This window comes from Streptosporangium sp. NPDC023615 (assembly GCF_040640155.1).
Taxonomy (GTDB): Bacteria; Actinomycetota; Actinomycetes; order Streptosporangiales; family Streptosporangiaceae; genus Streptosporangium.
The window spans coordinates 1-22,700 of sequence record NZ_JBFABE010000016.1 but is presented as its reverse complement, the minus strand read 5'-3'; the positions used below and the strand labels follow the sequence as shown (position 1 = coordinate 22,700).

Genomic DNA, 22,700 nt, shown 5'->3' with positions numbered 1-22,700 from the left:
CCGCGGCCGGAAGCAGCCACAGGGAGAGCAGCCGATCCCCCGGAGAGTCTCACAGAGGAGGCACCTCAATGCCTGACTTCGTCGGAGCAGTCGACCAGGGAACGACGAGCACCCGCTTCATGATCTTCGATCACGGCGGTAACGAGATAGGTCGTCACCAGCTCGAACACGAGCAGATCCTGCCGCGGGCCGGGTGGGTCGAGCACAACCCCGTCGAGATCTGGGAGCGGACCAGGGCGGTGATCGAGACCGCGCTCGCCAGGACGGGCCTGACCGCCTCCGACCTCGCCGCGCTCGGCGTCACCAACCAGCGTGAGACCACCGTGGTCTGGAACCGCAGGACCGGGCGCCCGTACCACAACGCGATCGTCTGGCAGGACACCCGCACCGACCGGATCGCCTCCGCCCTGGACCGTGACGGCAGGGGCGACGTCATCCGCCGCCGGGCCGGCCTGCCCCCGGCGACGTACTTCTCCGGCGGCAAGATCCAGTGGATCCTGGAGAACGTCGACGGGGTGCGCCAGGCGGCCGAGGCCGGGGACGCGATCTTCGGCAACACCGACACCTGGCTGCTGTGGCACCTCACCGGCGGCGTCGACGGCGGCGTGCACGTCACCGACCCGACCAACGCCAGCCGCACGATGCTGATGGACCTGGAGACGCTCGACTGGGACGACGAGCTGCTGTCGTTCTTCGGCGTCCCCCGCGCGATGCTGCCGGCCATCAAGCCCTCCTCCCACCCCGGCCTGTACGGCACCACCCGGCCGGGCGGGCCGCTGGGCGGCGAGGTGCCGCTGTCGGGCGACCTCGGCGACCAGCAGGCCGCCACCGTCGGGCAGGTCTGCTTCGAGGTCGGCGAGGCCAAGAACACCTACGGCACCGGTAACTTCCTGCTGCTCAACACCGGTACCGAGCTCGTACGCTCCCAGAACGGCCTGCTCACCACCGTCTGCTACCGCTTCGGCGAGGACGCCCCGGTGTACGCGCTGGAGGGCTCCATCGCGGTGACCGGATCGGCCGTGCAGTGGCTGCGCGACCAGCTCGGCATCATCTCGGGGGCGGCGCAGAGCGAGGCGCTGGCCCGGCAGGTGGAGGACAACGGCGGCGTCTACTTCGTCCCGGCCTTCTCCGGGCTCTTCGCGCCGTACTGGCGCTCCGACGCCCGGGGCGCCGTGGTGGGCCTGTCCCGCTTCAACAACAACGCCCACCTGGCGCGGGCCACCCTGGAGGCGATCTGCTACCAGAGCCGCGACGTGGTCGAGGCGATGCGGGAGGACTCCGGCGTCGCCCTCGACGTCCTGCGGGTGGACGGCGGCGTCACCGCCAACGACCTGTGCATGCAGATCCAGGCCGACGTGCTCGGCGTGCCCGTCTCCCGGCCGGTGGTGGCCGAGACGACCGCCCTGGGGGCCGCCTACGCTGCCGGGCTGGCGGTCGGGTTCTGGAAGTCGACCGACGAGCTCAAGCAGAACTGGAACGAGGGCCGGCGCTGGGAGCCGGGCTGGTCGGAGGAGCAGCGGGCGGAAGGCTACGCCGGGTGGAAGAAGGCGGTCCAGCGCACCCTGGACTGGGTCGACGTCTCCTGAGCGGTCCCGACCGCCGGGCGGCCGGGTCTCCCGAGGGGCCCGGCCGGTGCGCGGGCCCGCCGGTGAGGTGGCCGACGCCCCGGGCCGGCGACGGGCCGGTGACGGACCGGTGACGGGCCGGTGACGGGCCGGTGACCGCGTCAGGCGCCGGCGAGCATCGCGCCCAGCCGCTCCACCGTGGGGCGGGACTCCACGTGCAGCCGCGCCACGTCCAGCCCCTCGTCGGCGAGCACGACCAGCAGCGCCTCCTGGCGGACGGCGTAGACGACGATGTACCCGCTCCGGCAGCGGGTCACCACCTCGCGCAGCTCCCCCATGCCCACCTCGTGGCCGGTACGTTTGCCCAGCCCCAGGGAGGCCGCGGCCAGGGCGGCCAGCACCTCGGGCCTGGAGCCCTCGCTGTCGGCCGCGACGAGCAGCCCGTCCACCGACGCGACGGCCGTCTCCATCACACCGGCCACCTGCTCGCGCAGCAGTTTCAGCTCGGCGAGAACCTCTTGCCTACCCATCGGGACACCTCCGGCGTACGGTCCCGGCGCCTCGGCTCCGGGAGGAAAAGGACGGCGGGACGCCGTCCGGCGGGACGTGGACGTTCCTCACCCGGCGACCGGCCCGCTCCCGCCCGCGGGACCGGTCTCCTCCGCCCACTGCGGGGGCAGGGACCGCAGGGCCAGCAGGGGCCGGGAGGTGATCGGCCCTCCCCCCGCGGCGGCCAGCACCTCGTTGATCCTGCTCGTGCCCGGACGGCGGCGCGGCAGCCCGGAGGGGTCGTCCGGGACCCGCCCGGCCGTCTCCGGCTCCGGGGCGGGTCCGCCCGCCTGCCCGGGGCCGCCGAGGTCGAGCACGCCCTCCTCGGCCATCCTCGAGATCTCGCTCATCACCGCGAACAGGCCCTTGCCCAGGACGAACGCGAGGTCGCGCGGCGTCCGGCGGCCGTTGGCCCGCTCCAGGACGGCGCGGCGGATACGGTCGGACCCCAGCAGGGTGGGCACGGGGGCGGCCACCGGCACGGGCCTGATGCGCGTGGACAGGCCGAGCCGCCGCCAGGCCGTCACGAGCGTCATGCGGCGGGCGGTCTCGCGCAGCAGCCGCTCCGCCTCGATCCCCGGCAGGACCGGCAGCAGCGGCAGCCGGTCGTCCGCCCCGGCGGGCTCGACGCGGCAGGACTCGACGCCGTACAGGGCCATGGCGAAGACCGCGTCGAAGGTCGCGGCCAGGCAGACCGCCTCCAGGCCCGCCGGGCCGATGGCGCCACGCCCGGCGAGTTCCTCGGCCAGCCGCCCGGCGGGGGCGCCGACGGCGTAGGCCTCGGTCCAGTCCTGCTCCGAGACCCGGCCCGAGCGCAGCAGCAGCGACTCCGGGCCGGGAGCCGCGGGGGTGGTGGCGGCCACCACCAGGCCGTTCCTGATCCAGAGCGCGCCGCCGGGGCCGCCGTCGGCACGCAGCACCCCGGAGAACCCCTCCCGCGCGAAGCGCCGCAGGAACGCGTCGACCGCCCCGGCCGTCCCGGCCACCCCGGCCACCCTGTCCACCCCGGCCGTCCCGGCCGCCGCGGCTCCCCTGGCCTCCCCGGGAGAACCGCTCTCCCCTGAGGAACCGGTCCTCACCACTGCGTTCTCCCTCGACTCTCCCCGGGCACGCCGAGATCGGGGAGACGGCGTCGTGGCCCCGCCCGCGTCCTCACCGGCGTCCGGAAGGCACCCCGTGGACGTCCGGCCGGCGCGACCCCGTCCCGCGTCCGGAGCGGGTCACACTCCGATCACAGGATGAGGCTTTTGTCCCCCAATAAACCAATACGTCAGGTATTACACCATATGACACTTCACTAACGGTAGTAAAGGAGTGTACTTTACGTATCTACCGCCACAGACGGACCGGCATCGCGCCCGTCCGTTCCACCCGGCGAGAGGCCGGGACCTACGTGATCACAGGGGAAGAACTTCATGAACATCGAGACCGCCCTCAAGGAAACCATGGGGATCGACGGCGCGATCGGCGCGGCCCTGGTCGACTATGAAAGCGGCATGTGCCTGGGGACCGTCGGGGGTGATCGGGGCCTGAACCTCGAGGTGGCGGCGGCGGGCAACACCGAGGTCGTCCGTGCCAAGGTCCGCACCCTGGCCGCGCTGAACATCGACGACACCGTCGAGGACATCCTGATCACCCTGGCCAGGCAGTACCACATCATCAGGCTCCTGTCGGACAGCGGCGGCCACATCTTCCTCTACCTGGTGCTCGACCGCGACCGCGCCAACCTCGCCCTGGCCCGGCACCACCTGCGCCGCATCGAGGGCGCCCTCACCGTCTAGCGCGATCGGCCGTCACGGGGGACCGCCCGGACCCGGGAAAAGACCAAGGGCGGCCGGGACGGCGCTGACGCCGACCCGACCGCCCTTCGGCGATCTGTTCCACGCGTTCGAACGCGGAACGGGGGTGGAGGTGGCGGGAATCGAACCCGCGTCCTTCAACTCCAAGACAGGGCTTCTCCGGGTGGAGCCTGCTGTGCTTTTCTCAGCCCCGGCGATCACGCAGGCAAGACGCCGACGGGCTCAGCCACTGTTTGATTTCCCGATCTTCCCCGTGGCCGGGTCGATCGGTTGAGCCTCCTAGCGATGCCGGATCCGGGCCGGAGGCGCTCCCGGGCCGGCAGAAGTCACTCGCTGCTTAGGCGGCGAGTGCCAGGTTGCCCTGGCTGACTTCGGAGTGCGTCTTATTGGCACTTGTTGGTCGCGGTCACAGTGTTAACGAGGTTATGTCCGCAGTCCTCGACCCGCTTCACCTGACTTGCAAAGCCAAAGTCGAAACCAGTCACCCCCTGTTGAGTTTTCAACCCGTCCCCGTGGGGCCGGGCCATCCGAAGATACCCGTTACAACAGGGTCAACGCCAATCGAATTCCCGGCGGACGCGCCGGAACCCCGAAGGGGGCTCACGGCGCGGTGCTCAGCCCCCGGAGGAAACGCCCGGCGACGCCCGCGCCCGCCGACGGGTCGGAGCTCTGCATGAGCACCGCCACGGCCACGTCGCCCTGCCAGCCGACGAACCAGGTGTACGGCTTGCGCTTCTGCAGCACGGTGGCCGTGATGCCGTGGACGGGGTCGCCGGGGGCCGCGGCGGCGCGGGCGGATCCCGCGGTGACCCCCGCGCGCATGAAGCCTCGGAGGGTCTCGACCGTCCTGTCGTCCAGCCTGACCGGGTCGGGCGCCTTGACCGGCTCGGCGTCGGTCGTGGGGTCGACGGTCTTGGGGTCGGTGACCAGGACCGGGGGGCGCCAGGTGCCCGTCGCCACGGCCCCGGCGACCAGCGCCATGGAGAGCGGGCTGACCAGGACGTTCTGCCCGGCGATGGCCTTGGCGGTGGCGGCGTCGCCGGTGAGCGGCCGCATCACCCCGCTGAACGCCCTCAGCGGCAGGTTCCACTTCGCCGCGATGCCGAACCTCTTCGCCTCGGCGGTCAGTTCCTCGCCGTCGATCCTGCGGGCCAGCGACGCGAGCGCGGTCACGCAGCCGGTGGCGAAGTTGGCCTGCAGGGTCGGCGAGGTCCCGGCGGGCGAGCCCTCCTGGTGGAACGGCGCCCCGCCCACGCTCCGGTCGGCGGGGCAGGCCAGCCGCTGCTTGGGACTGATCTGCGCCTTGAGCACGGCGCCGACCGACATGATGGAGAACGTGGTCCCCGCGGCGAACCTCCCGGCGAGCGCGTGCCTCTCCTGGTCGTACTCCTCGGTGCTGGCCACGGCCCGGATGTCGCCGGTGGAGGCCTGGACGGCGACCAGCATGCCCGGCGTCCCGCCCAGCAGCGCCGTGTCGGCCGCCTTCTGGTAGGCGCGGTCGAGCGTGGTCTGCACCGGCGCGGTGGCCCGGTCGGGCTGCCACTTCTTGAGCTCGGCCACTTCCTTGAGCGTCTTCAGGTCGACGGTGATCACGCGCGTGTCGGTCGAACCGGTCAGGTGCTCCTGGTACGCCTCCTGCAGCCCCGCCTTGCCGACCGTGTCCCCTGCCCGCTGCGGGCCGCCGAGCTGCTGCACCGCCTCCTGGGTCACGGCGGTGACGGTGCCGACGATCTGCTTGGGCGAGGCCGGCGCGAGCTCCTGCTCCTGCTGGGTCAGGGTGATGCCGGGCACGGCCCGCAGGTCGGCGCTGAGCTGCCCGAACCTGGTACGGCCGAAGGTCACCAGCGGCACCTGGACGTTGGGCGGCGCCGAGCGGATCCGGCTGAGCAGCCGGTCCTGCGGGAAGCCGGTGATCTTCGAGAGCCGCTCGCAGAGCTTCTCCGCCTCGCCGCTCCTCAGGTTGGCCGGGACCACCTGGGCGACGTGCAGGACGGCCTTCTCCTGGAGCGGGTCGCGGTTGCGGTCGAGGATGGGCTGGCGCCCCTCGGGGTCGACGTCCACCGCGAAGCGCTGCCCCTCGGCGAGCTTGGGGTGGATCACGCTGGGCGACCAGCGCACCTTCCAGCGGCCGTCGACCAGGTGGAGCGGGATCTTGCCCTGGTACTCCCAGAGGGGGTTGTTCTCCCCCAGGTCGACCTCGGCGTCGAAGTCGGCCTCGACCTGGTCGGCGGCGCGGCGCATCCCCGTGACGGTGAAGCGGAACGACGCGGCGTCGAGATCGAACGTGACGTTCTCCAGCGCCTTGCCGACCGTCTTCTCGTCGCCGTCCGTACGCCTGGCCGCGTAGGCGTAGTCGCCCGTCTGCCAGCCGATCAGGAAGTCGCGCAGGGCCTCGTGGGGCGAGGGCTCCTCGAAGCACGCGGACAGCATGGGGGCCGTCACCGCCAGCGCGAGCGCGGCGGCGCCGGCACGCCGGGCCTTCCCCCTCACGATCCCCTGTTCCTGTGTCTGAGCGCGCGCGCCATCTCCCGCTTGGCCTGGTTCTCGGCCAGCGTCTGCCGCTTGTCCCAGTCCTTCTTCCCCTTGGCGAGACCGATCTCGATCTTGGCCTTGCCGTCCTTGAAGTAGATGGCGAGCGGCACCAGGGTCAGGCCGCCCTCCTTGGTCTTGGAGACCAGTTTCTCGATCTCCTTGCGGTGCAGCAGGAGTTTGCGGGTTCGGCGCGCGGCGTGGTTGGTCCAGGTCCCCATGGTGTACTCGGGGATGTGGACGTTGATCAGCCAGGCCTCGCGGTCCTTGATGACCGCGTACCCGTCGAGGAGGGACGCACGGCCGAGCCGCAACGACTTCACCTCCGTGCCCTGGAGCACGAGACCAGCCTCGTAGGTGTCCTCGATGTGGTAATCGTGCCAGGCACGCTTGTTCTGGGCGATGACCTTCCGCCCGGTCTCACGTGGCATGTCTGGAGCCTACCGGTGACCGGGGCCGGGGGCCGCGCCCTCGAGCTCCCGGCACCCCCGGAGAACCGGGGACGCCCGGAACGTCACGACCGCCGCGAACGCCCGGGGCACCCCGGACGTCGGCGGGGCCGGCGGCGCCGAGGGGGCCGGGAGGGTCGGGAATGCCGGGAGGGCGGGCACCGGAGCGTCACACCCGCAGGTAGCGGCGGAGCGTGAAGAAGGAGGCCAGCACACAGATGAGCACGCCGATCACCATCGTGAAGCTGATCACCGAGGCGACCGTCTCCCAGGAGAGCTGGCTGTTGCCGGCGGCGATGTAGAGCTGCACGGTGTCGAAGAGGAAGACCTTGCTGACGATCAGCAGGATCGCGGCCACCACACCGCCCAGCAGTCCGGCGATGACGCCTTCCATCACGAACGGGAGCTGGATGTACAGGTTGGACGCGCCCACCAGGCGCATGATCCCGGTCTCGCGTCTGCGGTTGTACGCCGAGAGCCTGACCGTGTTGCCGATCTGCAGCGTCGCCGCGAAGACCAGGATGATCGCCACCAGCATCGCGGCCCAGCGGAGCATCTCCATCAGCCCGAAGACCTTGTCCAGCAGGGCCTTCTGGTTGACCACGTTGGAGACGCCCTTGGCGCCCTTGATCGTGTCGATCACCGCGTCGTAGGTGTCCGGGTCCTTGAGCTTGACGCGGAAGGACTCGGGCAGGTCGGCGACGTCGATCGCCTCGACCATGACCGGGTCGTTGGTGCGGTCCTTCCAGTTCTGGTAGGCCTGGGCCTCGCTCTCGAAGGTCACGCTCTCGACCTGAGGCAGGGCCTTGATCATCGCCTCGAGCTCGGCCCGCTCGTTCTCCTTGATGCCCGCGCTGCCCTTGCAGTTCGGGAAGGGGCTGTTCTTGTCGCACAGGAAGACCGAGACCTCGACCTTGTCCGTCCAGAAGTCGCCCATGGCGTTGATCTGAGAGTTGATCAGAAGACCCACTCCCAGCAGTGCCATGCCGATCGCCACGTTCAGGATGACCGCGATGGTCATCGTGAGATTGCGGCGGAGGCCGATCCAGACCTCGGAGAAGATGAAGTTTGCCCGCATGCTCTTCCTGTCGCTCTTTCCGGTCTGGTGTCAGTACGCCTGGCCGTACACGCCCCGCGACTGGTCACGGACGATCTTGCCGTCCTCCAGCTCCACGACCCGCTTGCGCATGGAGTCGACGATGGCCGCGTCGTGCGTGGCCATGACGACCGTGGTGCCGGTCCGGTTGATCCGGTCGAGCACCTTCATGATGCCGATGCTCGTCGCGGGGTCGATGTTCCCGGTCGGCTCGTCGGCCAGCAGGATCATCGGCCGGTTGACGAACGCGCGGGCCATCGCGACCCGCTGCTGCTCGCCGCCGGACAGCTCGTCGGGCATCCGGTGTGCCTTGCCCTCGAGGCCGACCAGCTCGACGACCTCCGGGACCACCTTACGGATGAAACGGCGGGGTTTGCCGATGACCTCCAGAGCGAACGCGACGTTCTCGTACACGTTCTTGTTGGGGAGCAGCCGGAAGTCCTGGAAGACACAGCCGATCCGGCGGCGCAGATGAGGGATCTTGAAGTTGGAAAGTCGGGCGAGGTCCTTGCCGGCCACGTGGATCGCGCCCGAGTTGGGGCGCTCCTCCTTCAGGACCAGTCGGAGGAAGGTCGACTTCCCGGACCCCGAGGGGCCGACGAGGAACACGAACTCGCCCTTGTCGACATCGACGCTGACGTGGTCCAACGCGGGCCGGTTCTGGTTCGCGTAGACCTTGGTGACATTATCAAAATGGATCACGGGCGCATCACGGCATGCCAGTCTAGGGGTTAGGACGGTCGCGGGAGTGGCAGAGGGCCACTTCCACCTCTCTCCGGCCCGAGGGCCGCCGGTCTTCTCTCCGGACCGACGCTCCGGTTGGCCGGTGCCCAGTCTAGGGGGAAGACTGGCATGGAACGTCCATAACGGAAACAAAACGATTCGGCGCCCGGTAACGACCGCATAAAGTAGTTCTGACCTCGACGAGGGAGGACGGCATGAGCTGTGAAGACCTGGTCTGCGCGGGGTGCGCTCACCCGGTGGCCGAGGGCAGATGCCCCCGTTGCCGCGCGTACCGCGAGCGGATGCACCAGAACGCCTTCGGCGGCCTGACCCCGGCGATCTTCTCGCTGCTGCTGATCGCGCTCTTCCTCACCCTGGCCCTGAAGCACCTCTCCGGCGCCTGACCGGTCCGTCCGGGCTCCTCCGAGCCCGGACGTCCGCCCGCCCGTCAGGCGTCGTCGACGCCCGACTCCTGGCGGCGCGTCCAGCGGATCTCCGCCTCGATGAAGGAGTCCAGGTCGCCGTCGAGGACGGCGCTCGGGTTGCCCGCCTCGGCGCCCGTCCGCAGGTCCTTGACGATCTGGTACGGGTGCAGCACGTAGTTGCGGATCTGGGTGCCCCACGAGGTGGTCGACTCGCCCCGGATCTCGTTCAGCGCCGCGGTCTCCTCCTGCCGCTTGCGCTCCAGCAGCTTGGCCTGCAGGACGGCCATCGCGGTCGCCTTGTTCTGCAGCTGGGAGCGCTCGTTCTGGCAGGAGACCACGATCCCGGTGGGCAGGTGGGTCAGCCGGACCGCGGAGTCGGTCGTGTTGACGCCCTGGCCGCCGGGGCCGGAGGAGCGGTAGACGTCGACGCGCAGGTCGTCCTCGTTGATGTCGATGTGGTCGGTCGTCTCGACGACCGGCACCACGTCCACGCCCGCGAACGACGTCTGACGGCGGCCCTGGTTGTCGAACGGGCTGATGCGCACCAGGCGGTGGGTGCCGTGCTCGCCGCGGAGGGTGCCGTAGGCGTAGGGCGCCTTGACCGTGAAGGTCGTCGACTTGATCCCGGCCTCCTCGGCGTAGGAGGTCTCGTAGACGTCCGTCGGGTAGCCCCTGCGCTCGGCCCAGCGCAGGTACATCCGCTGGAGCATCTGGGCCCAGTCGGCCGCGTCCACGCCGCCCGCCTGTGACTGGATCGTGACGACCGCCTCACGGGCGTCGTACTCCCCCGACAGCAGGGTGCGGACCTCAAGGGCGCCGACGTCGCTCCTGAGGGAGGCCAGCTCGCGCTCGGCCTCGGCGAGGGTGTCCTCGTCGTCCTCGGAGGCGGCCAGCTCGTACAGGACGGAGATGTCGTCCAGGCGCTGCCCCAGCGACTCGATCCTGTTGACCTCGCCCTGGAGGTAGGAGAGCCTGCTGGTGACCTTCTGCGCGCGGTCCTGGTCGTTCCACAGGTCGGGGGCGGCGGCCTGGTCCTCCAGCTCCTCGATCTGCTTGCGCATCGCGCCGAGGTCGAGCACGTCCTGGATGCTTTTCAGCGTCCCGGTAAGCTCGTTGATCTGTTCTGCCGGATCGATGAGTGCCACGTCTGTAAAGGGTACGCGACCTCCGGCCCCCATCGTGTACGGCCCGCCCCCCGTCATGGCTAGCATGGCCCGCATCGGGGAGCGGCGGCGGACGCTGGGAGGTGAACGTGGGCGGACACGGGCGGCGAGGCGTGCTCGCCCTCGCGGCGGCGCTGGCCCTCGCCGCGGGCGCCGCGTGTTCCGGCGACGCCCCTGACGCCCGGCCCGAGCCGAGCCGGGCGGCCGGAGCGGTCACGCCGACGGCCACGGCCACGGCCACGCCCCGCCCCGCCCCGCCGGTGACGCTCGCCGAGGCGTCGAGGGCGCTGGCGGGCGTCCTGGGCGCCGACGGGGTGCTCGGGGCGGCCACGCCCCGCCTGGACGCCGAGCGCAGGCTGCTCCTGGCGCAGACCCGCGACGGGCAGGAGGCGCTCACCCTGGCCGCCCTCAGCGGCGCGCCGAAGACACCGAAGACACCCAAGACGCCGGAGACGCCGGAGACGCCGGAGACGCTGCCCCGGTACACCTGGGGCACGCCGCGGCTGCTGGTGCCGCGCGAGCAGGGCGGCCCTGCGTGGTTCGCCGCGCTGGTGGAGCGCACCGACGCCTCCGGCGAGGCCCGCACGGCCGTGCTGACGCTGACGCGTCCCGAGGGGGACGACTGGCGGCTCAGCTCGACCTCGCTGCTCGACGCGGGCACCCCCGCGCCGGAGGTGGCCCGGGACGCCGAGGGGTACGCGACCGCGCTGGACCAGCAGGACGCCACGATCGTGATCAGCCCCCGGCTGATGGCCCCGCTGCACGCGACCTCCGCCGAGGAGGGCGCGCGCGGGTTCGCGGCGGGACTGATCGAGGAGGGCCCGCACACCACCGGTTTCGCCGACGAGATCACCAGGTTGCGCGAGGAGGAGAAGGACCGGTGCCTGGGCTATGACTCGATCTTCGCGGCGAGCGGGTATCCGGTCCACGCGCTGCGTACCGCCGACGGCGGCGCGCTGATCGCCTACTCCCTGATCAGGACCACCACCCGGAGCATCAAGGTCGTGCCGTGCGGGTCGGCCACCGAGATCCCCGAGGAGCTCCGGGGGATGACCACGGAGAGCTTCGTCACCAAGGAGCTGCGCCTGGTGGAGACGCAGCAGTACGTGACCACGGTCCCGACCAGGAGCAGCGGCCGCTCGGCCAGGGTCATCGGCCACCTCGGCGGCCTCACCAAGGTCATCGTCAACTGACCCCGCCGGACCCCCGTGACGGGGGTCCAGCGGGCCGGGCACCGGCGGTCAGGCCCCGCGGTCAGGCCCCGGCGTGCGGGAGGTTGATGGTGGCCACCAGGGTGCGGATCGCGCGCAGCGCCACCGACAGGGTCGCCAGGTCGAAGGTGTCGCTCTCCCAGATCTCCGACAGGGTCTGCCTGGCCCGCGCGACCGCCGCCGAGTTGGCCTCGGTCCAGCGCGCCAGGCGCTCCTCCGGCGACAGGCCCGGCGTGCTGTGCGTCACGACGTCGTGGGTGAGCGCCGCGTGCGCGGCGTAGAGGTCGTCGCGCAGCGCGGCGCGCGCCATCGAGTTCCACCGGCTGTCCCTGGGCAGCGCGACCACGCGCTCGCGCAGCCGGGCGAGCTGGAGCCGGTCGGCGAGGTCGAAGTAGACCTCGGCGACGTCGTGCACCGGCCTGCCGGTCCGTGAGGCCACCTCGACCAGGTCGAACGTGGAGTAGGCCGGCACCATCGCGGCGACCCGCTCGGCCAGGTCGGTGGGGACGCCCCGGGCGACGAAGCCGTCGCGCCGCTCCTCGAAGGCCGACAGGTCCGACCCGGTCAGCAGCTTGGGCAGGTGCGGCAGCAGGCCGTTCATGCCCTTGGCGAAGAAGCCGACGGTGGAGGCCAGGTCCAGCGGCGGGCGCCGGTTGCCCAGCAGCCAGCGGGTGCCGCGCTCGACGAGCTTGCGGGCCTCCAGCTCCATCGCGATCTGGGTGGAGGTGTCGACCCTGTTGTCCAGCTCCTCGATCCTGCGCCAGAGGCTGGGCATGTCGAAGACCTCGCGGGTGACCAGGTAGGCGCGGGCGATGTCCGGGCTGGACGCCCCGCTCTCCTCGCCCAGGCGGAACATGAACGTCGTCCCGCTGGAGTTGACCAGGTCGTTCACCACGCCGGTGGTGATGATCTCCCTGCGCAGCGGGTGGGCGTCCATGTAGGTGCGGACCCGCTCGTGCAGCGCCGAGGGGAAGTAGGAGACCAGCCAGGAGGCCAGGTAGGGGTCGTCGGGCAGGTCGGAGGCCAGGAGCTCGGCGTCGGTGACCAGCTTGGTGTAGGCGAGCAGCACCGAGAACTCCGGCGCGGTCAGGCCCAGCCGGGCCTGACGCCGCTCGGCGAGCATCTTGTCCGACGGCAGGGCCTCCAGCTCCCGGTTGAGCAGCCCGGCCCGTTCCATCCGGCGGAGCTGGCGGGCGTGGATGTGCAGCATCTCGGGGGCCTGGGCGCGCGCGGCGGCCAGCACCACGTTCTGGTCGTAGTTGTCGCGCAGGACCAGCCGGGCCACGTCGCCGGTCATGTCGAGGAAGAGCTGGTTGCGCTCGGAGTCGGTGAGCTCGCCGTCGCGGACCACCCGGTCCAGCAGGATCTTGATGTTGACCTCGTGGTCGGAGGTGTCCACCCCGGCGGAGTTGTCGATGAAGTCGGTGTTGACCAGCCCGCCGCCCCGCGCGAACTCGATCCGGGCGAGCTGGGTGAAGCCCAGGTTGCCGCCCTCGCCGATCACCTTGCAGCGCAGCTCGTCGGCGGTGACCCGCAGGCCGTCGTTGGCCTTGTCGCCGACGTCGGCGTTGGACTCGGTGGAGGCCCGCACGTAGGTGCCGATGCCGCCGTTCCACAGCAGGTCGACCGGGGCCCGCAGGATCGCGCTGATCAGGTCGGCCGGGGACAGCGACGCCACCTCGCCGTCGATGCCGAGCGCGGCGCGCATCTGCGCGGAGATCGGGATCGACTTGGCCGTACGGGGCCAGACGCCGCCTCCGGCGGAGATGAGCGAGGCGTCGTAGTCCGCCCAGGAGCTGCGCGGCAGCGCGAACAGCCGGGCGCGCTCGGCGTGGCCGCGGGCGGCGTCGGGGTCGGGGTCGACGAAGACGTGCCGGTGGTCGAAGGCGGCGACCAGCCGGATGTGCTCCGACAGCAGCATGCCGTTGCCGAACACGTCGCCGGACATGTCGCCGATCCCGGCCACCGTGAAGTCGGTGGTCTGCACGTCCACGCCGATCGTGCGGAAGTGGTACTTGACCGACTCCCAGGCGCCCCGGGCGGTGATGCCCATGGCCTTGTGGTCGTAGCCGATCGATCCGCCCGAGGCGAAGGCGTCGCCGAGCCAGAAGCCGTACTCCTTGGCCACGCCGTTGGCGATGTCGGAGAACGTCGCGGTGCCCTTGTCGGCGGCGACCACCAGGTAGGTGTCGTCCTCGTCGTGCCTGACCACGTCGGCGGGCGGGACCACCTCACCGTCGACGAGGTTGTCGGTGAGGTCGAGCAGGCCGCAGATGAACATCCGGTAGCAGGCGACGCCCTCGACCAGCAGGTCCTCGCGTGATCCCGACCGGGGCGGGTTCTTCACGACGAAGCCGCCCTTGGAGCCGGTGGGGACGATGACGGTGTTCTTCACCATCTGCGCCTTCACCAGCCCGAGCACCTCGGTGCGGAAGTCCTCCATGCGGTCCGACCAGCGCAGCCCGCCGCGGGCCACCTTGCCGAAGCGAAGGTGCACGCCCTCGACGCGGGGCGAGTAGACGAACACCTCGAACCTCGGCCGGGGCAGCGGCAGCGCGCTGATCGACGGGGAGTCGAACTTCAGGCTGACGTACGGCTTGCGGGTGCCGTCGGCCGTCTGGAAGTAGTTGGTCCGCAGCGTGGCCCCGATCATCTCCAGGTAGGTCCGCAGGATCCGGTCCTCGTCCAGGGAGGCCACGTCGTCCAGGGCGGAGAGGATCTCCTCGCGCAGCGCCTCGGCCAGGTCCTCGCGGACCTCGGCCGGGCGGCGGGGGTTGAGCCTGGCGTCGAACAGCCGGACCAGCAGGCGGGACAGCCGCACGTTGCCGTTCAGCACCCGCTCGATGTACTCCTGGCTGAACGCGGTGCCGGCCTGGCGCAGGTACCTGGCGTAGACCCGCAGGATCTCGGCCTGCTCCCAGGTCAGCCCGGCGCACAGGACGAGGGCGTTGAACCCGTCGCTCTCCACCCGCCCGGACCACAGGGCGCCGAACGCGTCCTGGAAGAGCCGCTTGAACTCGTCCCTGTCCACCTCGGGCGAGGGCGTGTAGCGCAGGCCGAAGTCGTAGATCCAGGCGTCCTTGGTCGCCGGGTCGTTGTCCCGGTCGATCGCGTACGGCCGCTCGTCGACCACCTCCACGCCCATCCGCTGGAGCAGCGGCAGCACGTGCGAGAGGGAGACGGGCGCGCCCAGGCGGTAGACCTTGAAGCGGCGCTCCCCCTCGGCGGCGTCGTAGGGCTCGTAGAGGTTCATCCCGATCTCGTCGCCGGAGGCGGCCAGCTCCTCCAGGCGGCGCAGGTCGGTGACGGCCGTCCGGGCCGGGAAGTCGGCCTTGTAGCCCTCGGGGAACGCCACGGCGTAGCGGCGGGCGAGCGCGGGCACGTCCTGCTCGGGGCAGAGCTCGGCGATGGCCGCGGCCAGCTCGTCCTCCCAGGTCCTGGTGGCCTCGGCCAGCCGCGTCTCCAGCTCCTCGACGTTCACCCCGTCGAGCGCCAACGGCCTGCCGCGCTCGCCGCGCACCACCACGTGCAGCCTGGCCAGGGCGGACTCGCCGATCATGGCGCTGTAGTCGAAGGAGGTGCCGCCCAGCGCCCCGAGCAGGATCTCCTGCATCCTGAGGCGGATCTTGGTGGTGTAGCGGTCACGCGGCAGGTAGACCAGGCAGGAGATGTAGCGGCCGTAGTCGTCCGGGCGCAGGAAGAGCTTGACCTGCTTGCGCTCGCGGAGCCGCAGGACGCCCAGCGCGATCGGCAGGAGCTGCTCCACGGAGGTCTGGAAGAGCTCGTCGCGGGGGAAGGTCTCCAGGATCTCGATGAGGTCCTTGCCGTCGTGGCTGTCGGCGTCCAGCCCGGCGAGTTCGAGCACCTCGGCCAGCTTGCGCCGCAGCACCGGCACCCGCGAGATGGACTCGTTGTAGGCCACGTGGGTGAACAGGCCGAGGAAGCGCCGCTCGCCGACGACCTCGCCGGAGGCGTCGAAGAGCTTCACGCCGACGTAGTCGAGGTAGGCCGGGCGGTGGACGGTGGCGCGGGTGTTGGCCTTGGTGATGATCAGCATCTGCTGTTTCTCGCGGGCCTTGGCGCGCAGTTCCGGCGGGAGCGCGGCGAAGCTGCCCGAGTCGGTGCTGTCGTGGCGCAGGATGCCCAGCCCGGTCCCGGGCAGGGCGTGCAGCCTGTCGCCCTGGTCGCTCTCCTCCAGGCGGTACTCGCGGTAGCCCAGGAAGGTGAAGTGCCCGTCGGCCAGCCAGCGCATCAGCTCCACGCTGTCCTCGACGCCCGAGGGGTCCAGGGGCGGCGGGAGGGTCTCGACGTCCTCGGCGGTGCGCAGCGCGATGGCGCGCATCTTGACGAAGTCCTCGACGGCGTTGCGCACGTCCTCCAGGACGCGCTGCAGGTCGTTCTCGATCCGCGCGAGGACCTCGGGGTCGGACTGCCGGTCGATCTCCAGGCGCATCCAGGACTCGGCGAGCACCTGCCCGGTGACGTCCTGCCGGTCGCCGTCGAGCAGCGTGCCGGTCATGTCCCTGCGCACCCGCATCTGCGGGTGGACGACCAGGTGGACGGCGATGCCGTGGCGGTCGAGCTCCATCGTCACCGAGTCGACGAGGAAGGGCATGTCGTCGGTGACGATCTCCACGACGGAGAAGGCGGCGTCCCGGCCGTGCTCGGTGAGCGCCGGGAGGGCGGCGGGCGCCGAGGGCTCGGCGGACGCCGAAGGGGCGGCGGGGGCCGGGGGGGCGGCGGACGCCGAAGGGGCGGCGGGGGCCGGGGGGGCGGCGGGCGCGGGCGTGTAGGCGCGGACCAGGGCACGGCCCTGGGGGCGCCTCCCGGCGAGCCGCCGCTGGGCCATCGCCGGCCCGTACACCTCGGCGGCCTCCCGGCCGAGCAGGTCTTCGGGGGCGACATGCCGGTAGTAGCGCCGCAGGAAGGCGAGCACCTCCTCCACGCTGGCGTGGTCGCTGCCCGGGGCGCGCGCGCACATCTCGGCGGCACTCCTCAGCAGCTCGTCCTTGGCCTCGTCGAGCGGCATGTCGCTCTCACTCCTTTGTGAGGGATTTTGCATGTTCGGGCGGAAATCCATGTCCGGACTTATCGTGCCCATCGCGGAGAAGGTGATGCGGTCGCGCGCCTCGGACGGGTCGCGACGCCCGTACCGGACCGTGCGCCGGGTCCGCCCGGCGCCCGTGGTCCCGCGGGCACCGGGGCGCGGAACGCCCGGTGCGGGGTGACCGTCCCGTGGTGGACGGGCGGATCCGCGGCCGGCCGCCGCGGTTCGTCGTGGGAAACACGGCCGAGGGCCGCTGCCGGCGGAGAACGGCGGGTCTTCCGGTCGGAGACGGCCGGTTCCTCCCGCGAGACGGCGGTACGGCGATCATCCCACAGGGTCGGTTCGGAGAGGTCGTGGCGCAGCCGGGCGAGTCCGGGCTCGCCCGAGGCCTGTCGCCCGGCGGAACGGGCCTCGCGGCTCGCGCCCCGCCCGTCGGGCATGGCCCGTGGCACGGCACCTCCAGTGGCCTTTTGTCACGGTCCTCGTTGACCGGAACACACCACCGTCCCTGATACCACCTGAAAACCGGCGAAACGTCAACGCGACGACGTCCGGTCCTCGTCCAGGGTGTTGGAGCGGTCCCGTCGCAGAGCGTCGAGCGGGCCGGGAACCTCGCTCAGTTCCCGGAGCTCGACCTGGCACTCCTCACACTCCATGAGGTGTCGTTCGAACGCCTCGTGGTCCTCTTCGTCGAGTACACCGAGGGCGTAGGCCGCCACGTCATGGTGCGGGGAGGGCAACATCAGCTCGCGACACCTCTCTCCTTCAGGACCTTGCGGAGAGCTCGGATCCCGTAGTAGAGCCGAGACTTGACCGTACCCGGCGGGATCCCGAGGATCTCCGCCGCTTCGTTAATCGTACGGTCCCGCAGGTACGTCTGCTCGATGACTTCGCGGTGTTCCGGTGACAATTCGCGGAGCGCCTCGGCGACGATCATCGCCTCGAGCGCCCGATCGGACCCGTCGGGGACGGGCACGGCGTTGGCGTCGGCCGGTTCGACCTCCTGTGGTCTGGTCCCTCGCCTGCGACGACCGTCGATGACGATACGGCGGGCGACGGTGAGGAGCCAGGCCCACAACAGGCCGGGCTCTCGTTGTAACCTCCCTGCGTTACGCCAGGCGCGGACGAGCGTCTCCTGGACGACGTCCTCCGCCCATTGCAGGTCGTTACCTGTGGCCTTGCGCACATGCCTGAGCAGTGGGACACCGAACTCCCGGTACAGGTCCTCCACCAGGACGACATCGGTGTCCGTGCTCTCGAAACGACTGTCGAGTTGACGACGCACGGGCACATCTTTACACCTTCGTTATGCGTCACGTCTGTAACTTTCACAACTCCAGTCATTTCTAGCCATCTCACACTTCCTCTGAACCACCCCGGCGAGCGCCGCGTACCTCCCACCGAGTGCGCCCGCGCCGCGGGCCTCGGGGAAAGGAAACGGCATGGCGGAGCGGCACATCCCGTGGCCGGTCGGACCCGTCCTCCTCCTTGCGCGTCCCGCCCGGTCCGGGCGGGGCGGCACACCGGCCGGCACGTCGGCCGGCACGTCGGCCACCCCGCCGGGCGCCGGGACGGTCCCGGCGGCTCCGGTGACGGCCATTCTCTGAGAGCGGAGGCCGGGTCATGTTCGGATCGCTGTTCCGTCGCTTCAAGAACGGCGAGCCCCTGCTGTTCGGGGTCTTCATCGCGGTCGCCGCGGTGGCGGTCGTCCTGATCACGCCGCCCGGCGGCTCCCCCTCCCTGGCGGGCGAGGGCTGGACCCAGACCCCGCAGGGTCCACTGGGTCCGGCCGACCGCGATCTGCTGATCAAGGTCAGGCAGGCGGGGCTCTGGGAGATCCCCAGCGGCCAGCAGGCCCAGCAGCGGGCCGCGAGCAAACGGGTCAAGGAGGTCGGCATGCACCTGATGACCGACCACCTCAAGCTCGACGAGGAGGTCCGCGCCCTCGCCGCCAAGCTGAACGTGACGCTGCCCAGCCAGGCCAGCCCCGACCAGCAGAAGTGGATGGCGCAGCTCGCGGCCGTCCCCGCCGGCGCGGAGTACGACCGGCTCTTCGCCGATCTGCTGCGCAAGGCCCACGGAAAGGTCTTCACGGTGGTCGCCGCGGTACGCGCCGGCACCCGCAACGACCTGGTCCGGACGTTCGCCCAGCGGGCCGTGGAGGTGGTCATGAAGCACATGACCATCCTGGAGAGCACAGGACTGGTCGACTACTCGGCCCTGCCCGAGCCTCCGGCGCCCTCTCCGCCGCCGCCCCCCGCGGCCGCTCTCGACACACCTGTGAGGAGAGAACACGCTTGAAACGCATGAAACGCTCGCTCGTCTCCCTGTCCGCGCTGGCGCTCGCCGCCAGTACCCTCACCACCGTCACGTTCACGGTGGCGAGCACGACCCCCGCCTACGGCGACCACTGCGATCCGGCCGAGCAGGCTCAGAACCGGCAGCAGAGGCAGCAGGACCAGCAGGACGCGCCGCCCCAGGACCAGCAGCAGGACCAGCAGCAGGACCGGCAGGGGCAGCGGCAGGACCGGCCCCCTCAGGACCAGCAAGGCGACCAGGGCGGACAGGGCGGACAGGGCGACCAGGGCGGACAGGGCGACCAGCAGGCGCCCCCCGCGCAGGACGCGCCGGCCGAGAACCCGCCGGCCCAGGACCAGCAGGACCGGCAGGACCAGGACGGGGCGGCCGACGCGCCGCCCCCGGCCGGGGTGCTCATCCCGGCCTCCCCCACCGAGCCGGCCGCCCCCGGACAGGACGACCCGCAGGACCAGCAGGACCAGCAGGACCAGCAGCAGGGCGACCAGCAGGGCGACCAGGAGCAGCAGCAGCGTCAGAACCAGGACACCGCCCGCCGCCGGCCCACCCAGGCCCCCACCGACGCGCCGCCCGCCGAGACCCCGGCCCCGAGCGAGAGCCCCGCCCCCGGTGAGACCACGCCCCCGGCGGACGGGGACGAGGAGGAGTGCGCCGACCTCGGGCCGTTCCCCGAGGACTTCATCGACATCCGGCAGGTCCAGCGCAACGTCCAGGAGCCCCGGACGCGGCGTGGCGGCTCGCGCGGCGTCTTCACCTCCCGGTGCGGAACGAACGGCAACAACCACCGCAACCCCGACAACTTCATCGTGGCCCCCGGGGTCAGCAACGGCGCCCACCACATCCACGACTACGTCGGCAACCTGTCGACCGACGCGTTCAGCACCGACCAGTCGCTCGCGGCCGCGGGCACGACGTGCGCCTTCGGGGACCGCTCGACGTACTTCTGGCCGGTCCTGCGCGACCGCACCTCCGACGCCAACGTCGACGACCCCGACGGCAACGTGGGCACCATCCTGCGGGCCCGCCAGGTGAGCCTGCAGTTCCGCGGCAACCCGGTCTCCAGGGTGACGGCCATGCCGCGCTTCATCAGGATCCTCACCGGTGACGCCAAGGCCGCCACGAACGGCGGCGCGAACGCCCTGGCCAAGTGGAGCTGCACCGGCTTCACCAACCGGATCACCACCAAGTACCCCCTCTGCCCCCGGGGCAGCCGGCTCGTGCGGATCCTGGACTTTCCCAGTTGCTGGGACGGCCGGAACAACGACAGCGCCAACCACCGCACGCACGTGCTCTTCCCCGACGCCGGCGGCGCCTGCCCGTCCGGCACCCGGGCGATCCCGCAGTTGCGGATGACCCTCGTCTACTCCACGCCGCGTACCCCGTCCTTCGCGCTGGACGCCTTCCCCGAGCAGCGCCACAACCCCGTCACCGACCACGCCGACTTCGCGAACGTGATGCCCGAGCGGCTCATGAGGTTCGCCGTCGACTGCATCAACCGGGGCCGTCGCTGCTGACGACCCCGCCGGAAACCGCCGCTCCCCGTCCTCGCGCCTCTTCCACACCCCCGCGAGGACCGGGGAGCGGCATCTCGCCGTACCAGAGTCCTTCACCCTCGCACGCACACGGCGTCGAGCCGCTTCGCAGACAGGAGCCCCAGGTGGGTAACAGACGGACTCCGCGACACACACGGTCGGAGGCCGGGATACGCCTCGACGAGAGGCCTTCCAGGATCGGTCTCGGTGTCGCGATCACGGTCTCCGTGGTCGGCCTCCTCATGCTCGGGCGGACCGCGCCCGGCATGGAGGTCGCCGCCGCGGTCCGTGGGGTCTTCTCGTTCTTCGCGGGCGTGATCGCCCTGGTGTCGCTCACCACGACCGTGGCGCTCGGCCTGTTGTCCGCCGACCGGATCGTGCTGCCCGTCGTGGGCAGGATCCGCTCCCAGCTCGCCCACCGGGCCGCCGCCGTGCTCGGCATGGGCTTCCTGGCCGTGCACGTCATCATGAAGATCATCGAAAGCAGGGTCTCCCCCGCGGCCGCGGTGCTCCCGCTGGGGGTGAGCGGCCAGGGCCTCTACGTCGGCTTCGGCGCCCTCGCCTCCGACCTGATGATCCTGGTCTTCCTCACCGGCGTCGCCCGGGCCAGGTTCGCCGACAACCGCAGGCCCTGGATGTGGCGCCTGCTGCACGGCTCGGCCTACCTGGCGTGGCCGCTGTCGGTGCTGCACGGCCTCACCGCGGGCCGCCGTCCCGCCGAGTGGGTGACCTGGAGCTACGTGATCTGCCTGGTCGCGGTGGGGGCGGCCCTGCTGATCCGGGTGATCTCCGAGCTGCAGCCCAGGGAGGTCCCGGTACGCGAGGAGGTCGCCGTCGAGCGGCCCGCCGTCGCGGAGCTGACCCCGCCCACGAGCATCGTCGGCCGTATCCCGCGCCAGGTGCGCGAGGACCCACCGGAACTTCGCCGCATCGGCGGCGTCGGGTGACGACCTCCCCCATGGCCGGACCCCAGCGTCTTCCCCCCGGAGGTGTTCGATGATCACGTTGACCACGAGGACCAAGAAGAACACGACGACCGCCGCGATCCCGCTGATCGCGCCGGCCGCGCCCGCCCCGGCGGCCGCGACCGGGACGCCGTCGATGATCCCCTACCGCGTCCCCCCCGTCCGGCAGCTCGGGCCCGCCCGCCTGACGGCGGGACTGGAGGACCGCCGCAGGATGGACCTGGCGGCCCATCGCGACATGCACGGCACCGCGCCGGTGATGAACGGCGAGGAACTGGCCTCACTGGCCGACGAGGTGGACATGCGCGGCCGGGGCGGGGCGGCGTTCCCCTTCGCCCGCAAGCTCCGCGCGGTGATGGGCAGGAAGGCCGACAAGATCGTCCTGGTCAACGCGGCCGAGGGCGAGCCGGCGAGCAGCAAGGACACCATGCTGCTCACCCGGACCCCCCACCTGGTCATCGAGGGCGCCCTGCTCGCGGCGAACGCGATCGGCGCCAAGCAGGTGGTGATCGCCACCGTCGAGGGCGGCATGGGCCACGCGTCGGTCTCCGCCGCGGTCGAGGAGCGCGGCATCGGCGACCAGGTCCGGGTCGCGGGCATCGTCGAGCGGTTCATCTCCGGCGAGGGCGGCGCCCTGGTGCGGTCGGTGAACGGTCAGATCGGGGAGCCTCCGGGCCGCAAGGTCAGGGCCGTGGAGAGCGGCGTCAACGGCCTGCCCACGCTGCTGTCCAACGCCGAGACCTACGCCCAGCTCGCGGTCCTGGCCACGCTGGGCGCGGAGCGGTACGCCGACGTCGGCACCGCGCGCGAGCCCGGGACGGTCCTGCTCACCGTGGGAGGGTCGGCCAAGGCGCCGGCCGTCGTCGAGGTCGCGACCGGCACCCCGCTGTACGCCGTGCTGGACGCCTGCAAGGCCACCGCCGGTGACGGCGTGCTGGTCGGCGGGTACCACGGCGCGTGGTTGTCCGCGGACGCCGCGGCCGTGGCGACCGTCTCCCGCCAGGGCATCTCCGAGGCGGGCGGCCAGCTCGGCGCCGGGATCATCGTGCCGCTCGGCGGGGAGACCTGCCCGCTCGGCGAGACGCTCAGGGTCGCCCGGTACCTGGCCGCGCAGTCGTCGGGCCAGTGCGGGCCGTGCCGCCTGGGCCTGCCGGACGTCGCGCGGTCCCTGGCCGAGGTCATGGCCGGGTCGGCCCCGGCCCTGGACGAGCTGCGGATCAGGGCGGCCGGGGTCAGGGGCCGGGGAGCCTGCTTCCACCCCGACGGGACGTCCCGGTTCGTGCTCTCGGCCCTGGACGCCTTCCCCGACGACATCGAGGAGCACCTGCTGC

At 71.4% G+C, this 22,700-nt stretch carries 18 protein-coding genes and 1 other RNA gene; 8 read left to right on the top strand and 11 right to left on the bottom strand.

Annotated features, from left to right (window positions below):
- The first annotated feature begins 68 nt into the window (after positions 1-68).
- A complete protein-coding gene (gene glpK / locus AB0G16_RS14835) occupies positions 69-1,586 on the top strand; it encodes a glycerol kinase GlpK (RefSeq protein WP_362804320.1) in 1,518 nt (505 codons plus the stop codon).
- 140 nt (positions 1,587-1,726) lie between these two features.
- Here glpK and AB0G16_RS14830 read toward each other — a convergent pair whose 3' ends face one another.
- Entirely contained in the window at positions 1,727-2,095 is a 369-nt protein-coding gene (locus AB0G16_RS14830; protein WP_362804317.1) for a roadblock/LC7 domain-containing protein, read from the bottom strand.
- A gap of 87 nt (positions 2,096-2,182) precedes the next feature.
- Entirely contained in the window at positions 2,183-3,196 is a 1,014-nt protein-coding gene (locus AB0G16_RS14825; RefSeq protein WP_362804314.1) for a hypothetical protein, read from the bottom strand.
- A 333-nt stretch (positions 3,197-3,529) separates the two neighbouring features.
- On the opposite strand from AB0G16_RS14825, the gene AB0G16_RS14820 reads away from it, so the two are divergent.
- Positions 3,530-3,895, top strand: a complete 366-nt coding sequence (locus AB0G16_RS14820) for a hypothetical protein (protein ID WP_362804311.1) — start codon at positions 3,530-3,532, stop codon at positions 3,893-3,895.
- 122 nt (positions 3,896-4,017) lie between these two features.
- Here AB0G16_RS14820 and ssrA read toward each other — a convergent pair.
- The 5 genes from ssrA to ftsE all read right to left on the bottom strand — a co-directional run bounded on the left by ssrA (position 4,018) and on the right by ftsE (position 8,689).
- Positions 4,018-4,402, bottom strand: a transfer-messenger RNA (tmRNA) gene (gene ssrA, locus AB0G16_RS14815).
- Positions 4,403-4,513: 111 nt separating this feature from the next.
- Positions 4,514-6,403 carry a penicillin-binding transpeptidase domain-containing protein gene (locus tag AB0G16_RS14810; RefSeq protein ID WP_362804308.1) on the bottom strand — a complete coding sequence of 630 codons (1,890 nt, stop codon included), beginning with the start codon at positions 6,401-6,403 and terminating at the stop codon, positions 4,514-4,516.
- Positions 6,400-6,873, bottom strand: a complete 474-nt coding sequence (smpB, locus tag AB0G16_RS14805) for an SsrA-binding protein SmpB (protein ID WP_362804305.1) — start codon at positions 6,871-6,873, stop codon at positions 6,400-6,402. Before smpB ends, AB0G16_RS14810 begins: the two co-directional genes overlap by 4 nt.
- Before the next feature lie 187 nt (positions 6,874-7,060).
- On the bottom strand, positions 7,061-7,969 hold the full coding sequence (ftsX, locus tag AB0G16_RS14800) for a permease-like cell division protein FtsX (RefSeq protein ID WP_362804302.1): 909 nt from the start codon (positions 7,967-7,969) through the stop codon (positions 7,061-7,063).
- A gap of 30 nt (positions 7,970-7,999) precedes the next feature.
- Positions 8,000-8,689 (bottom strand): cell division ATP-binding protein FtsE, encoded by a 690-nt coding sequence (ftsE, locus tag AB0G16_RS14795; protein ID WP_012888192.1) that lies wholly within the window; start codon positions 8,687-8,689, stop codon positions 8,000-8,002.
- Between the two features lie 236 nt (positions 8,690-8,925).
- Here ftsE and AB0G16_RS14790 point away from each other — a divergent pair, with 236 nt between their 5' ends.
- Complete coding sequence (locus AB0G16_RS14790) at positions 8,926-9,114, top strand: hypothetical protein (protein ID WP_362804299.1); 189 nt, start codon at positions 8,926-8,928, stop codon at positions 9,112-9,114.
- A 44-nt stretch (positions 9,115-9,158) separates the two neighbouring features.
- Here the strand turns inward: AB0G16_RS14790 and prfB are convergent, their stop codons facing one another.
- Positions 9,159-10,280, bottom strand: coding sequence for a peptide chain release factor 2 (gene prfB / locus AB0G16_RS14785; protein ID WP_362804296.1), 1,122 nt, complete (start codon positions 10,278-10,280; stop codon positions 9,159-9,161).
- A 107-nt stretch (positions 10,281-10,387) separates the two neighbouring features.
- On the opposite strand from prfB, the gene AB0G16_RS14780 reads away from it, so the two are divergent.
- Positions 10,388-11,491 carry a hypothetical protein gene (locus AB0G16_RS14780; protein ID WP_362804293.1) on the top strand — a complete coding sequence of 368 codons (1,104 nt, stop codon included), beginning with the start codon at positions 10,388-10,390 and terminating at the stop codon, positions 11,489-11,491.
- Positions 11,492-11,552: 61 nt separating this feature from the next.
- Here the strand turns inward: AB0G16_RS14780 and AB0G16_RS14775 are convergent, their stop codons facing one another.
- The 3 genes from AB0G16_RS14775 to AB0G16_RS14765 all read right to left on the bottom strand — a co-directional run bounded on the left by AB0G16_RS14775 (position 11,553) and on the right by AB0G16_RS14765 (position 17,787).
- Positions 11,553-16,538: an NAD-glutamate dehydrogenase gene (locus tag AB0G16_RS14775; protein WP_362804290.1), complete on the bottom strand. Its 4,986-nt coding sequence runs from the start codon at positions 16,536-16,538 to the stop codon at positions 11,553-11,555.
- Between the two features lie 554 nt (positions 16,539-17,092).
- Entirely contained in the window at positions 17,093-17,299 is a 207-nt protein-coding gene (locus AB0G16_RS14770; RefSeq protein WP_362804287.1) for a zf-HC2 domain-containing protein, read from the bottom strand.
- Positions 17,299-17,787 (bottom strand): sigma-70 family RNA polymerase sigma factor, encoded by a 489-nt coding sequence (locus AB0G16_RS14765; RefSeq protein WP_362804561.1) that lies wholly within the window; start codon positions 17,785-17,787, stop codon positions 17,299-17,301. The genes AB0G16_RS14770 and AB0G16_RS14765 overlap by 1 nt, the downstream gene beginning before the upstream one ends.
- 392 nt (positions 17,788-18,179) lie before the next feature.
- On the opposite strand from AB0G16_RS14765, the gene AB0G16_RS14760 reads away from it, so the two are divergent.
- The 4 genes from AB0G16_RS14760 to AB0G16_RS14745 form a co-directional block, all read left to right on the top strand.
- Positions 18,180-18,857 (top strand): DUF4142 domain-containing protein, encoded by a 678-nt coding sequence (locus tag AB0G16_RS14760; protein ID WP_362804284.1) that lies wholly within the window; start codon positions 18,180-18,182, stop codon positions 18,855-18,857.
- Positions 18,858-18,862: 5 nt separating this feature from the next.
- On the top strand, positions 18,863-20,386 hold the full coding sequence (locus AB0G16_RS14755) for a DUF1996 domain-containing protein (RefSeq protein WP_362804558.1): 1,524 nt from the start codon (positions 18,863-18,865) through the stop codon (positions 20,384-20,386).
- Between the two features lie 245 nt (positions 20,387-20,631).
- Positions 20,632-21,351, top strand: coding sequence for a hypothetical protein (locus AB0G16_RS14750; RefSeq protein ID WP_362804281.1), 720 nt, complete (start codon positions 20,632-20,634; stop codon positions 21,349-21,351).
- A 49-nt stretch (positions 21,352-21,400) separates the two neighbouring features.
- A partial coding sequence (locus tag AB0G16_RS14745) for an NADH-ubiquinone oxidoreductase-F iron-sulfur binding region domain-containing protein (RefSeq protein ID WP_362804278.1) occupies positions 21,401-22,700 on the top strand: 1,300 nt, incomplete at its 3' end.